Source organism: Streptomyces sp. NPDC127106 (genome assembly GCF_042677605.1).
Lineage (GTDB): Bacteria > Actinomycetota > Actinomycetes > Streptomycetales > Streptomycetaceae > Streptomyces.
In genome coordinates, this window is record NZ_JBHXTC010000034.1 from 38,615 (window position 1) to 51,987 (window position 13,373).

The 13,373-nt window shown below is 75.5% G+C and carries 13 protein-coding genes; 8 read left to right on the plus strand and 5 right to left on the minus strand.

Annotation, left to right across the window (positions count from 1 at the left end; genetic code table 11):
- Window positions 1-105: 105 nt before the first annotated feature.
- Window positions 106-309: a hypothetical protein gene (locus tag ACFVGY_RS25165; protein WP_385681054.1), complete on the minus strand. Its 204-nt coding sequence runs from the start codon at window positions 307-309 to the stop codon at window positions 106-108.
- Between the two features lie 140 nt (window positions 310-449).
- The gene (locus ACFVGY_RS25170) at window positions 450-1,361 is read right to left on the minus strand and encodes a DUF3027 domain-containing protein (protein ID WP_385680979.1); all 912 of its coding nucleotides are present in this window, start codon (window positions 1,359-1,361) and stop codon (window positions 450-452) included.
- Between the two features lie 381 nt (window positions 1,362-1,742).
- On the opposite strand from ACFVGY_RS25170, the gene ACFVGY_RS25175 reads away from it, so the two are divergent.
- The 4 genes from ACFVGY_RS25175 (at window position 1,743) to ACFVGY_RS25190 (ending at window position 5,394) form a co-directional block, all read left to right on the plus strand.
- Window positions 1,743-3,113 (plus strand): MFS transporter, encoded by a 1,371-nt coding sequence (locus ACFVGY_RS25175; RefSeq protein ID WP_385680981.1) that lies wholly within the window; start codon window positions 1,743-1,745, stop codon window positions 3,111-3,113.
- A gap of 185 nt (window positions 3,114-3,298) precedes the next feature.
- Window positions 3,299-3,784, plus strand: a complete 486-nt coding sequence (locus ACFVGY_RS25180) for a DUF2771 domain-containing protein (RefSeq protein WP_385680983.1) — start codon at window positions 3,299-3,301, stop codon at window positions 3,782-3,784.
- A gap of 16 nt (window positions 3,785-3,800) precedes the next feature.
- Window positions 3,801-4,547, plus strand: coding sequence for a futalosine hydrolase (locus tag ACFVGY_RS25185; RefSeq protein WP_385680984.1), 747 nt, complete (start codon window positions 3,801-3,803; stop codon window positions 4,545-4,547).
- Complete coding sequence (locus ACFVGY_RS25190; protein WP_385680986.1) at window positions 4,513-5,394, plus strand: 1,4-dihydroxy-6-naphthoate synthase; 882 nt, start codon at window positions 4,513-4,515, stop codon at window positions 5,392-5,394. Before ACFVGY_RS25185 ends, ACFVGY_RS25190 begins: the two co-directional genes overlap by 35 nt.
- A gap of 89 nt (window positions 5,395-5,483) precedes the next feature.
- Here ACFVGY_RS25190 and ACFVGY_RS25195 read toward each other — a convergent pair whose 3' ends face one another.
- Window positions 5,484-5,867 carry a cold-shock protein gene (locus ACFVGY_RS25195; RefSeq protein WP_046507938.1) on the minus strand — a complete coding sequence of 128 codons (384 nt, stop codon included), beginning with the start codon at window positions 5,865-5,867 and terminating at the stop codon, window positions 5,484-5,486.
- A 187-nt stretch (window positions 5,868-6,054) separates the two neighbouring features.
- On the opposite strand from ACFVGY_RS25195, the gene ACFVGY_RS25200 reads away from it, so the two are divergent.
- Window positions 6,055-6,321 (plus strand): hypothetical protein, encoded by a 267-nt coding sequence (locus ACFVGY_RS25200; RefSeq protein ID WP_385680988.1) that lies wholly within the window; start codon window positions 6,055-6,057, stop codon window positions 6,319-6,321.
- 7 nt (window positions 6,322-6,328) lie between these two features.
- Here the strand turns inward: ACFVGY_RS25200 and ACFVGY_RS25205 are convergent, their stop codons facing one another.
- On the minus strand, window positions 6,329-7,006 hold the full coding sequence (locus ACFVGY_RS25205; protein WP_385680990.1) for an HAD family hydrolase: 678 nt from the start codon (window positions 7,004-7,006) through the stop codon (window positions 6,329-6,331).
- 201 nt (window positions 7,007-7,207) lie between these two features.
- Window positions 7,208-8,161, minus strand: coding sequence for a hypothetical protein (locus ACFVGY_RS25210; protein WP_385680992.1), 954 nt, complete (start codon window positions 8,159-8,161; stop codon window positions 7,208-7,210).
- Window positions 8,162-8,257: 96 nt separating this feature from the next.
- Between ACFVGY_RS25210 and ACFVGY_RS25215 the strand changes: the two genes are divergently transcribed.
- The 3 genes from ACFVGY_RS25215 to ACFVGY_RS25225 all read left to right on the plus strand — a co-directional run bounded on the left by ACFVGY_RS25215 (window position 8,258) and on the right by ACFVGY_RS25225 (window position 13,253).
- Window positions 8,258-10,804, plus strand: coding sequence for a helicase C-terminal domain-containing protein (locus tag ACFVGY_RS25215; protein WP_385680994.1), 2,547 nt, complete (start codon window positions 8,258-8,260; stop codon window positions 10,802-10,804).
- Between the two features lie 187 nt (window positions 10,805-10,991).
- Window positions 10,992-11,615: a DUF4291 domain-containing protein gene (locus ACFVGY_RS25220; protein WP_385680996.1), complete on the plus strand. Its 624-nt coding sequence runs from the start codon at window positions 10,992-10,994 to the stop codon at window positions 11,613-11,615.
- 354 nt (window positions 11,616-11,969) lie between these two features.
- Window positions 11,970-13,253, plus strand: coding sequence for a hypothetical protein (locus ACFVGY_RS25225; protein ID WP_385680998.1), 1,284 nt, complete (start codon window positions 11,970-11,972; stop codon window positions 13,251-13,253).
- The last annotated feature ends 120 nt before the right edge of the window (window positions 13,254-13,373 follow it).

Consider the following 13,373-nt stretch of genomic DNA (forward strand, 5'->3'; position numbering starts at 1 on the left):
CGAGAGTGCGAGTGTGCGCCCGCCCCGGCCCGGGGCAGAAGACGTCGGCCCGGTGTTGTCGCCGTCTTGGTACCGAGTCACAAAGGGCGTTGCCCCGTTGCCAACTCAGCTTCCGTATGCCGCCATCACGTACACCGTGCGCGGCGGCTGGTACTCGACCACCGTGACCATCGTCCCGACCGGCAGCCGGCGCGTCCCGGGGGCCGGGTACGCGAGGAAGTGCTCGGCCCCGCCCCGGATCCGTACGATGACCTCGCCCACGAGGCCCGGCCCGACCGTGCCGGTGACGCGGCCCTCGCGCCCGACCATGCCGCGCGCCTCGTCCCCCGCCGTGTTCCCCACCACGTCCCCCACCCTGTCCCCCATGCGCCGAGGGTACGCCGTGCGGGCCGGCGCGCCAGAGGGCTGCGGTGTGAGGGCTGCGGTGCGCGCCCCGGGCGGAGCGGGGGTTACGAGTGCCCGAGGTCCGCGGCCGGCAGGTCCGCCGTCGGCACCGAGCCGGTGTCCGGGGCGGGGCGCAGCGGGAACTCGTCTGCGGCCATGGAGTCGAGGACGGGCGGTGCGGGCCGCAGCGGCTTCGGCATGACCGCGGCCTCGGAGTGGCCGCCGCAGCCGTACGAGAGGGAGACCAGGTGCCCGTCGGCGGGGCCGAACTCGTTGGCGCAGATGCCGAAGGCCTGGCCCAGGGAGCCGCCGATCGCGACGAGGAAGCCGCAGGAGACGCAGGAGGCGGGCGCCGCCTGGGCCATCGGGGTCTTGGCGCCGTACCCCTCGTCCCAGCGGTCGGCGGCGGTGTGCAGGCCGTAGCGGGACAGGACGCGGGCGCGCCGCATGCCGAGTTCCTCCGCGACCGCGGTGATCGAGCCGCGGGCGGGGACGACGGTGCGCCGGTCGGTGACGTCGGCGTCCTCGGCCTCGACCAGTTCGGCCATCTCGTGGGAGACGGGGGAGTTCGGCGGCGGGGCGTCCTCGCCGGAGTAGCCGGGCTCCAGCCGCAGGTCGTCGGCATCGGTGGGCAGCAGGTCACCGGGGCCGAGGTCGCCGGGGCGCAGCCGCTCGCTCCACGGCACCCACTCGGGGGCGAGGAGGGCGTCGGAGCCGGGCAACAGCACCGCTTCGTCGAGTGTGACGTTCTTCGCGCGGGAAGCGCGGGTGACGGTGACGGCCCACCGCCAGCCCCGGTAGCCGGGGTCCGTGCACTCGAAGAAGTGCGTGACGACCCGGTCACCTTCCGCGATCACGGACACGTGCTCGCCCACGACCCCGGGCGCGGCGATCTCCTCGGCCGCCGTACGGGCGAGGTCCACCGCCTCGGCGCACAGGCGGTCGGGGGTCCGGCTTCGCGTCGTCGCAGCACTCACAGGTCTCGTTCTCTCCTACGCCGTCTCACGAGTGCGCCGTCCGTACTGTCGTCCACAACGACCCGTCGGTCCTGTCCGTACGTGGCGCGAGCGGAGCGGACCTGAGGGCCGCGTCGACGTCCGCGCCCGATCGGCCTCGGGCACACCCACCTGCAATCCATTCTGCGGGATCGCGAAGAGGCGCGCGGCCAAGAGCAACCGCCGGTGGCGCGCTACGCACGCTACCTCCTCCGACGCCCGTGGCCCACATGCAAGGTCCGATTCGCGGACAACCCTGCTACGCGACCATAACCGGAACGCGATTCCGGACTCCTGTCGCGGGCGGCCCGGTGCGGTTGCGGAGCGCGCCGGGACGGGACCGCGGCAGGCGTGTGGGGCACTATGTCGAGTGTGGCACCCGCACGGTCGTCGCGTGACGGCTCGGGACCGGCCAGACGGGCCGTCCGGGCGGTCGGGCGTGCCCTGCACCTTCCCGTCACCGGTACGGCGCGCGGGATCCGGCGGGCGACGCACGCGCACGGGGCGGGCGAGTCGGGCCTCGGCAAACTGATCGAGCTGCACGCCGTCAACGGCGCCGGCGATGTGATGATCACCGTGGCGCTGGCGTCCACGGTGTTCTTCTCGGTCCCCACGGACGAGGCACGCGGCCGGGTCGCCCTTTACCTCGCCATCACCATGGCGCCGTTCGCGGTGCTGGCGCCGGTGATCGGGCCGCTGCTGGACCGGCTGCCGCACGGGCGGCGCGCCGCGATGGCCGCCGCGATGCTCGCGCGGGCGGCGCTCGCGCTGCTGATGTCGGGCGCGGTGGCGACGGGTGGCCTCGAACTGTATCCGGAGGCGCTGGGCGTACTGGTGGCGTCCAAGGCGTACGGGGTGGTCCGCAGCGCGGTGGTGCCACGGCTGCTGCCACCGGCGTTCTCGCTGGTCAAGGCCAACTCGCGGGTCACGCTGGCGGGACTGCTCGCGACGGGCGCGGCGGCGCCGGTCGCGGCCGGGCTGAACACGATCGGCCCGCAGTGGCCCCTGTACGGCGCCTGCGTGATCTTCCTCGGGGGTGCGTTCGCGGCGTTCACGCTGCCGCACAAGGTGGACGAGGCCAAGGGCGAGCGGCGGGCCCGGCTGTCCACGCACGAGCCGCACTCGAAGCGGCCGGGGCTGCGCACGGTCAGCCGGTCCGTGCTGTGCGGCCTGCTGGCCAACGCGTCGATGCGCGGCCTGTCCGGGTTCCTGATCTTCTTCCTGGCGTTCCTGCTGCGCGAGCAGCCACTCGCCGGGCAGAGCGCCGCGGTCTCCCTGGGCATCGTCGGCGTCTGCGCGGGCATCGGGAACGCAAGCGGAACGGCGGTCGGCGCCTGGCTGAAGGCGCGGGCCCCGGAGGGCATCATCGCGGCCGTGCTCTCGCTGACGCTCGTGGTCGCGATCCTCGCCGCGGTGCTCTTCAGCGGGGTGATGGTGGCGGTGCTGGGGGCCACGGCCGGGTTCTGCCAGGCGTTGGCGAAGCTGTCGCTGGACGCGACGATCCAGCGGGACGTGCCGGAGGCGGTGCGGACCTCGGCGTTCGCCCGGTCGGAGACGCTGCTGCAGATGGCGTGGGTGCTGGGCGGCGCGATCGGCATCGTGCTGCCGTTGAACGGGGCGCTGGGGATGGCGGTGGCCGCCGCGATCGTCGCCGCGGGCACCACGATGGCCGTACGCGGCCTGCTGTCGGCCCCCCGCCACCACTCGGGCTCCCCGCGCCCCCGCGTGGCCTGACCGGTCCGGCCGCGCAGACCGGGCGCCGCGCAGACCGGGCGCCGCGCAGACCGGGCGGCCGCGCAGACCGGCCCGGCCGCCGGGTGGGTCCGACGGGCCTGGCCGGGTGGGCCCGTGGCGGCACGCCGCAGGTCGGCGGGACCCCGTGCGGCGGGGGAGCCCATGGGCCCGATAGCCTTCGGCTCATGACCGCACCGCTTATCTCGGGTAAGGGCCGCCGCAGCGTCGCGGCCCTCGGAGCCGTGTCCGCCGGCCTCCTCGTCCTCTCCGCCTGCGACAAGCCGACGCCGCTGACGACCGTGACGGTCGGCACCTCGTCGGTGTCCGCCGAAGCCGTCTGCCAGGACAGCGCGGAGCTGTCCATCGAGAAGGTCCAGGAGTGCCTGACCGAGGCGAAGGACGCCAAGACCATCGAGTACGGCCGCGGTGACACCCTGCGGCTGGGTGTCGAGCCCGAGGTCGTCGAGGACGGCAACCGCTGGCAGGCGGTCCTGGACGGGCAGCCGATCACCGAGCCGTCCGCCAACACCTACCGCAGCTTCCCCGGCGCCGACATCTTCGCCACCGGCGGCCAGGGCGAGGCCCCGTCCTCGAAGAAGCTGAACATCGTCCAGATCAGCGCGGACGGCAAGCCGCTCGCCGTCTGGGCCTACAACGTCAAGCTCAAGTAACCCCGCGCAGGCGACCGTGCGCGCGCTCATCGTGACCGCGGTGGCGGCGGAGGCCGACTCCGTCGCCACCGGACTCACACCCCACGCGGACCCCGCCACGCCGGAGCCGCGCGCGCTCCCGGGGGGCTACCGCCTCGCCCGCCGCGATCTGCCCGGCCTCGCCGCCGACGTGCTCGTCGCCGGTGTCGGCCCGGCCGCCGCCGCGGCCGCCACGGCCACCGCCCTCGCGCTGGCCGACTACACGCTCGTCGTCTCCGCCGGCATCGGCGGGGGCTTCCAGCCCGCCGCCCCGCCCGGCTCGCTCGTCGTCGCCGACGCGATCGTCGCCGCCGACCTCGGGGCCGATACCCCGGACGGCTTCCTGACGGTGCAGGAGCTCGGCTTTGGCCGCAGCGCACACCTGCCGCCGGCCGAGCTCGCCGCCCGCGCCGCCGAGGCCACCGGAGCGCTGCTCGCGCCCGTGCTGACCGTCTCCACCGTCACCGGCAGTGCCGCCCGCGCCGCCGAGCTCGCCGCCCGGCACCCGCAGGCCGGGGCCGAGGCCATGGAGGGCTTCGGGGTCGCCGAGGCCGCCGCGGCGCACGGGCTGCCCGTCCTGGAGATCCGCGCCGTGTCCAATGCCGTCGGGCCGCGGGACCGGGCCGCCTGGCGCATCGGGGACGCACTGGCCGCCCTGACCGCGGGATTCCGCGCGCTGGGGCCCGTACTCGTCCACTGGGGAGAACGCCATGAGCACCGACCTGAGCACGGCCGCGCATCCTGACGGGGAGCACCCGCTCACGATCGCCTACTCGCCCTGCCCGAACGACACCTTCGTCTTCGACGCGTGGGCGCACGGCCGGGTGCCGGGCGCCCCCGCCCTCGACGTCACCTTCGCCGACATCGACCTCACCAACGGCATGGCCGAGCGCGGCGAGCTGGACGTGCTGAAGGTGTCGTACGCCGTCCTGCCCTGGGTGCTCGACGAGTACGCGCTGCTGCCGTGCGGCGGGGCGCTGGGGCGGGGCTGCGGGCCACTGGTCCTCGCCCGGGAGCCGGGCCTGGACCTGACCGGGCGGACGGTCGCGGTGCCGAGCGAGCGCTCCACCGCCTACCTGCTGTTCCGGCTGTGGGCCGCCGACGTGCTGCCGGACGGCGTCGGCGAGGTCGTCGTGCTGCCGTTCCACGAGATCATGCCGGCCGTGCGGGACGGCCGGGTGGACGCGGGGCTCGTCATCCACGAGGCGCGGTTCACCTACCAGGACTACGGGCTGCACTGCCTGGCCGACATGGGCGAGCACTGGGAGACCACCACCGGCCTGCCGATCCCGCTCGGCGCGATCATCGCCAAGCGGTCGCTGGGCGCCGGGACCCTGCGGGCGCTGGCCGAATCCGCCCGCACCTCGGTCCGGATGGCCTGGGACGACCCGGAGGCCTCCCGCCCGTACGTGCGGGCGCACGCGCAGGAACTGGACCCGGCCGTCGCCGACCAGCACATCGGGCTGTACGTGAACGAGTTCACCGCCGGCCTCGGTGACGAGGGCTACGCGGCGGTGCGCGGGCTGCTCACGCGGGCGGCGGCGGAGGGTCTGGTACCGGCGATCGCACCGGACGCGCTGGCCTTCCCGTAACCGGCCCCGAAACGGCCCGGAAACGACGGTGCCCCGCCACTCGCAAGAGCGGCGGGGCACCGTGGGACGTGTGGGAACGTCAGACGACGTCAGACGTCGAGCTGGTCGGCAACCGCACGGAGCAGACCGGCGATCTTCGCGCCGTGGACCTTGTCGGGGTAGCGGCCGCGCTCCAGCATCGGGGTGATGTTCTCCAGCAGGGTGGTCAGGTCCTGCACGATCGAGGCCAGCTCGTCCGGCTTGCGCCGCTGTGCGGCAGCCACCGAGGGCGTCGGGTCCAGCACCGTCACCGACAGGGCCTGGTCCCCACGCTGACCTGCGACAACGCCGAATTCTACGCGCTGGCCGGGCTTGAGTGCGTCGACCCCGGCCGGGAGTACCGACGAGTGGACGAAGACGTCACCCCCGTCGTCCCGGGAGAGAAAGCCGAAGCCCTTCTCACTGTTGAACCACTTGACCTTGCCGGTGGGCACGTCTGTCCTCTGTCCTTGCTCGTCGGGTCCGGGCGGCCGCCGCAGCGGCTCCGGACAACAGCGCAGCGGGTCATGAGTGACCCGCCGACTCCAGGCTAGTGGGCGATGGGCAGGTGACAAGACGATCCCCGGTCCTTCGCCGGCTCTTCGCTGTCGGCTGCTCAGGCCAGGGAACTACCCTGGTCGGGTGACTGTTACTCCTCACACCGACGAACCGCGGCCCGGCGACGGACTCGTGCGGGCCGGTGGCATCGTCTTCATCCTCGGCGCCGTGGCCACGCTGGCCACGATGGCCCCGCTGTTCCTCCACACCGAGCCGCTGCCGTCCTACGCGTGGGCCATGTGCATGCTGATGGGGGTCGGCTTCGCGATCTCCGCAGCGGGCGTGCTCCGCTCCGCGGCGGCCCAGCGGAAGGCCGCACGCGCCAGCACCGGGGGCCCCGCGGGGGGCTGAGCCCCGCTCAGACCGGCGTCCCCACCCGACGCTGACGGACGTACTGCGCGAGCCACTCCGGCAGCGCCTTGAGGTCCGGCAGCACCACGTCCGCGCCCGCCTCCCGCAGCTGCGGCTCCGGGCACGGGCCGGTGGGCACCGCGACCGACAGCGCGCCCGCGGTCCGGGCGCCGCGCACGTCGCCCACGTGGTCCCCGACGTAGACCTGCGCCCCGTACGCGCGCAGCGCCTCCGCCTTGGCCTCGGCCCACAGCCAGCCCACGACCGCGTCCGGGCGGATGCCCAGGTGGTCGAGGTGGAGGCGGGCGTTCGGCTCGTGCTTGGCCGTCACGACGATCGCCCGGCCACCGAGCTCCCGGACGGCCTCGATCGCCTCCCGGGCACCGGGCATCGCCGGCGTCGGCTCGATGGCGTACGAGGGGTACAGCGCCCGGTACCGGTCGGCCATGGCCTCGATCTCCGACTGCGGGAACCAGTAGGCGAGCTCCTCGTCGAGCGGCGGCCCGAGCCGGGTCACCGCCTCGTCGGCGTCGATGAACGTCCCCGTCTCGGCCGACAGCGCCTGGTAGGCGGCCTTGATGCCGGGGCGGGAGTCGATGAGCGTCATATCGAGATCGAACCCGACGGTCAGCGGGGCGGCGGAGCCCGGGGCGGGCCCGAAGGTCTCGGAGGTCATACCGGCCATTGTGCCGACCGCGGCCCTGCCGGACCTGAACCCCCCGCGACCCCGCCCCGAACCCCGTGCGAACACCCCCACCCGGTCCGCCGCAAGCCGGTCCGGGCCGAGCCACCCAGGGGCGCGGGGAACTGCGCGACCAGCCGACCACGCCCCGCAGCCGACGGCCGGCGGAGGGGACCCGGAAGCGGGCCCCGCCGCCGGACGGAGTCAACGGCGGCGGGAGCGCCACACCAGGTACGCGGCCGAGGCGAGCGCCGCCGCCCGGGCCAGCCAGGGCCACATGCCCTGGAAGACGCCGCCCAGACCCTCGTCCGTCAGCGGCGCACCCCAGCGCCCTTCGAGCCGGCCCCACAGCCAGACCACCGCCCCCGCGAACACCGCCCCCGGCACCCCGAAGACGACCGCCTTCCGCTCGGTCGGCCCCAGCACCCGGGACGCGTACGCCAGCACCCAGCCGCCGATCAGCAGCAGCCACGAACCGACCACGGCTCCGGCCACCAGGACGCCCGCGGCCAAGAGGAGGAAGACGTGCGGCCTGGGACGCGGCACCGCGGCCGCCGCCGGGGCCTTGGCGGCGGCTTCCTCCGCCGCCGGGGCGGACTTCCTCGCGCGCCACCGGTCCCGCAGGAAGCGTGCGAGGGTTGGCTTCGCGGCGGCCCCGGCCCCGGCCGCCTCGCCCCCCTCCTCCGCGGCGTCGAGGTCCTCCGGGCGGGCGAACAGCTCCGGGATCTCGATCCCGCCCGTGAAGCCCTCCACCTGCGGCCCGCCGCCCTGCCGCCCCGTGCCGTACGGGCTCGCGGGGATCCGCCACCAGTCGGGTTCGTCGGAGCCCGCCGCGCCCTTCGCGGGCCGGCTGCGGCCCGGGCCGCGCTGCGCCGGGACCGCCCCCGCCCCGGCCCGGGGTTCCGCCCGGGGTTCCGCGACCTCCGCCGGAGGCGCGCCGGCGCCGTCCAGGACGTCCTCCGGGGTGCCGATCCGCTCCAGGATGCCGCGCACCGCGTCCGGCGTCTCCGGCTCGTACTTGGCGCGCCGCCGGTCGATCTCGTCCCGCAGCCCCGCCACCAGCCGCATCCGGTCACCGGACGGCATCTGCCGCTGCTGCGCCAAGTCCCCGACGCGGCTCAGATATGCATAGACGAGGTGGTCGCTCTCGATCTCCATGCCCGGCTCCTCCCGTACCGCCCCGTACCACCCTCCCGAAAGGTAGCGCGTGCGGCCCGTGGAGCCTCCGAGGGCGCAGCGGATAACGTTGGCCGGATGGGGACCGGCCGACGCGACCAGGAGGCGACCGTGCCTGAGCCGAGCAGCGCCACAGCAAGCAGCAGCGCCCCGCGCTCCCTCGCCGAGGCGCTGCGCGCCCGCGACGACGCGGCGCTCACCGCCCTGCTGCACGCCCGCCCGGACCTGCTGAGCCCGGTGCCGGGGGACGTGACACAGCTGGCGACCCGGGCCGGGACCCGGGCTTCGGTGGTCCGCGCCCTGGACCGGCTCGACCGGTTCGCGCTGCAGACCGCGGAAGCCCTCGCGGTGGCCCCGGACCCGTGCCCGTACGAGGTGCTGGAGTCGCTGCTCGCCGGCACCCACGCCCCCGGCGGCCCCGAAGCCCCCACTGCCCCCGCGGCTCCCGCTGTCGCCGCGGACAACGGCACCCGCGCCGAGCTCCCCCGCGCCCTGGCCACCCTGCGCGACCAGGCCCTCGTCTGGGGCGACGACGACCGGCTGCGCCTGGTCCGCACCGCCCGCGAGCTCCTCGCGCCGTCCGCCGCCCGCCCCTCGCCGACCGGCCTGGGCCCGACCGTCGCCGAGGCCACGGCCGGGATGTCCCCGACCCGGGTCCAGGAGATCGTCGCGGCGGCCGGGCTGCCCGCCACCCACGACCCGGTGTCGGCGGTGGCGGCACTGACCGACCTGTTCACCGACCCGGCGCGGATGGCGGCCCTGCTGGAAGCGGCCCCGCCGGAAGCCCGGCAGGTGCTGGACCGGCTGGTGTGGGGGCCGCCCTACGGGGAGGTCACCCCGGACCCGGCGCCGCCCGTGCGCTGGCTGCGCGACCGCGGCCTGCTGCTGCCGGCGTCGCCGCGGACGGTGGTGCTGCCGCGCGAGGTGGCCCTCTACCTGCGGGGCGGTCTCGCGCACCGCGCCCCGGAGCCGCTCGCACCGCCGGTGACGGCGCAGCGCGAGCACCGTCCCCAACTGGTGGACGCCAACGCGGCCGGCCAGGCCCTGGCGGCCCTCGCCACCGTCGAGGAGCTGGTGAAGTCCTGGGAGCACGCCGGCCCCCCGGTGCTGCGCGCGGGCGGACTGTCCGTACGCGACCTCAAGCGGACCGCGGCCACCTTGGACACCGACGAGCCGACCGCCGCGTTCTGGGTCGAACTCGCCTACGCTGCCGGGCTGCTGGCCAGCGACGGCGAGGCCGACGAGCGGTACGCGCCCACCCCCGCCTTCGACGACTGGCTCGAACTCCCGCCCGCCGAACGCTGGTCGGCCCTCGCCGAGGCCTGGCTGCCGGCCACCCGCACGGCCGGCACGGTCGGCGAACAGGACCCGAAGGGCCGCGCCCTCGCCGCCCTGGGCCCCGGACTCGACCGCTCCGGCGCGCCCGAGGTGCGCCACCGCGTCCTGGAACTCCTCGCCGCCCTCCCCGAAGGCGGCTCCCCCGACCCGGAGGTCCTCCTGGACCGGCTCGCTTGGGAGCGGCCGGTCCGCGGCACCAGCGAACTGCGGGCCCGCCTCGCCCGGTTCACGCTCACCGAGGCCGAAGCGCTCGGCGTCACCGGCCGCGGTGCGCTCTCCGGGCCCGGCCGCGCCCTGCTGGAGCACCGCGACCCGGCGCCGCTGCTGGCCCCGCTGCTGCCCGAGCCGGTCGACCACGTACTGCTGCAGGCCGACCTGACGGCGGTGGCGCCCGGGCCGCTGCGCCGGCCGCTCGGCGAGGTGCTGGCGGTGCTGGCGGAGGTGGAGTCGAAGGGCGGGGCGACGGTCTACCGGTTCACGCCAGGTTCGGTCCGGCGGGCCCTGGACGCCGGCCGGACCGCGTCCGACCTGCACGCCTTCCTCGGCGAGCACAGCATCACCCCGGTCCCGCAGCCGCTGGCGTACCTGATCGACGACGTGGCCCGGCGCCACGGCCACCTGCGGGTGGGGGCCGCCTCCTCGTACGTGCGCTGCGACGACGACGGCATGCTGAACGAGATCCTGGCCGACAAGCGGTCCGCCGGGCTGGGCCTGCGCCGCCTCGCCCCGACCGTGCTGGCCGCGCAGGCCGACCCGACCGCCCTGCTCGACGGGCTGCGGGCGATGGGCTACGCCCCGGCCGCCGAATCCCACACCGGCGACGTGCTCGTGGCCCGGGCCGACGCCCGCCGCACTCCGGCGCGCGCGAAGCCCGTACCGGTGCCGGAGGGGCCGCCGGTGCCGGACGAGACCCTGCTGGGGGCGGCCGTACGGGCCATCCGGGCGGGCGACCGCGCGGCGACGGCGGTCCGCAAGGAGCCGGTGCGCGCGGGCGCGGGCGCCGGCGGGTCCGCGGGCGGATCCGCGGGGTCCGCGCCGGCGCCCGGCGAACTCCCGCGCACCAGCGCGGCGGAGACCCTGGCCACGGTGCAGGCGGCCGCACTGACGGGGTCGTCGGTGTGGATCGGCTACGTGAACGCGGAGGGGGCGGCGAGCCAGCGGGTCATCGCCCCGGTGCGGGTGGAGGGCGGTTTCGTCACCGGCTACGACCACACGGCCGACGAGGTGCGGACGTACGCCCTGCACCGGATCACCGGGGTCGCGGAGCTGGAGGAGGAGCACCTCTGAGCCGCCGTGGCGGCGCCGGCCGCTGCGGCTCGACGGCATCCTGAAGGGTGCGGGGAACTGCGCGACCGGCCGCACCGGGCCCGCAGACGCTCGCGGCCCGGCGCGACACTTCCCGCGGAGCGCCCAGCGGTCGCGGGCGGCGAAAACCGCTGGCCGACGCGGGGGTCCACGGCCCAGGCTGACCCCCATGTCCGATCGCACGCCCCCGCGGGCCGCGCAGGCGCAGACGGCGCCCCACCGGCAGGTCCGCGCCGCCCACACCGACACCACCATCACCGTCTACCAGGCGTACGCGCCCCACCTCGGGCTCCCGGCGGCCCGCGACGGCCGGTTCCCGGCCGCCTGGAAGCGGGAGCGGATGACCTGGATCAAGCCGTCGTTCCTGTGGATGATGTACCGCTGCGGCTGGGCCACGAAGACCGACCAGGAAACCGTCCTGGCCGTCGAGATCACCCGCGAGGGCTTCGACGAGGCCCTGCGCCGCGCCTGCCTGTCGCACTACGAGCCGGGCACGCACGCCGACCGCGAGGCCTGGCAGCGGTCCCTGCGCGACTCCCCGGCCCGCGTCCAGTGGGACCCCGAGCGGGACCTGCACCTGAACCCGCTGCCGTACCGCTCGCTCCAGCTGGGCCTGTCGGGGCCGGCCTCGCGGGCGTACGCCGACGAGTGGACGATCTCCATCCGCGATGTCACGCCGCTGGCACGGGAGATCCACGCCCTGGTGCGGGCCGGCGACGGGGCCGCGGCGCGCGCCCTGCTGCCTGCGGAAACGCCTTATCCGGCGGGCTCGCTGGCGCACCTCGGGGCGTAGCCGGGCGGCCGGGCGGCCGGGTGGCCATCGGGCCGGGCCGGGCCGGAAGCGGAGCCTCTCATACCTGTTAGCGCAGGTCAGGAGGTATGGGAATGGCTCCCGGGGTCCTGTTGCACAGCGGTGACACATGGGGGATGCATCGCCCGTATGGCTTATGTGAAGATCAGTACTTGGCAGTAGCGGCCCGCGCGCGAGGCCGCGTACCACCCGCACCACCTGCACCATCCGCACCGCCTCACCGGCCGGCCCGGCACTCTTGCCGCGGCCGTTGCGCGCACTTCGCCGTCGCCTTCCCGCCGGCGCCCGTTCCGCACGGAGCGCCTGCCCGTTTGGTTCCTTGGGGGGAATCCGCACATGCCCGCTCGCACCGCCGCCCGCCGCACCGTCCGCGCCGCTGCCGCCACCGCCGTGGTCGCCGCCGTCGCCGGCACCGCCCTCATGCCGCTGTCGGCGTACGCCGCCCCGAGCGACGGCACCGGCGTCCTGAAGGTCACGATGGCTGACCCGGACCCGAGCGGCCCGCTGAAGCGGGGCGGCGCGGCCGAGACCTTCGAGCTGACGGTGACCAACACCTCGGACAAGGCCGCCGTCTTCCACCCGCAGCTCATCGGCACCCCGTCCGGCCCCAGCCCGCTACAGAAGGACGACGTGACCTTCAAGGTCGTGGCGGCCGACGGCCAGCCGACGACCTCCTTCATCGAGCAGAAGGACGGCGGCTGGCAGGGTACGTTCCACGCGGCCGGCAAGCCGGCCGGCGACGGCTACGAGGTGCCGGCGAACCGCACGCTGACCTGGAAGGTCACCATCGGCCTCGGCGCGAACTACCCGACCAACCTCGGCGACTTCAAGCTGGACGTGCTGCCCTCCCCCGAGCTGGCGAAGGACGGCACCGCCTCCCACACCTTGAAGACGGACTCGGTCTTCAAGGCGGGCAAGCTCAACACCTGGTTCGACGGCTTCGGCGCCTGCCAGGGCAGCACGGCGCCCGACTGCCTGGAGCTGAACGTGAAGTACCTCGCCGACGGCGACGGCGCGTTCCACACCCCGCTGGCCACCCGGCTGGAGCTGAAGGCCGCCGGCTTCGGCACGCCCGACTTCCAGGTGCGGGCGCAGGTCGGCGGCACGTGGCAGGACGTCAAGAGCGACAGCGTCGCCTTCGACCTGCCGGTCATCTCGGAGGGCTTCGGCGCGGCCTCCGGCGAACGCACCACCCGCCTCCAGGTCAAGCTCGTCCCCAAGACGAAGCTGACGATGGCCGCCCAGATCGAGCTGAAGGCGAACGTCGCCTTCACCAAGGGCAACCCCAAGGTCATCGCCGCCGCCACGGGGAAGATCGAGCTCGCCCCGGCCACCTCGTCCTCACCCTCGCCGTCGCCGACCACGTCCGCCTCCCCGTCGCCGTCCGCCTCGACGACCGCTTCCGCGTCCGCCTCGCCGTCTGCCTCCGCCTCGACGACCGCGGCCGCCGGGGGCACCACCAGCACCACCACCACGGGCTCGGGCACCCTCGCGAACACCGGCGCCAACTCCCACACCGGCCTGTACTCCGCCCTGGCCGCGGCCCTGGTCGCCACGGGCGGCGCCGCGGTCTGGCTCGGCGCCCGCCGCCGCAAGGCCGTCTCCGGCTCCCAGGCCTGACCGGCACCGCAACGACACCCCGGAGGGGGCGGGGGCCGGCCCCCCCTGCCGGGCCCGCCCCCCCCGCCCCCCCGGGCGGCCGCCCCCCCGCCCCGGGGCGCGGGACCAACACACCCCCCC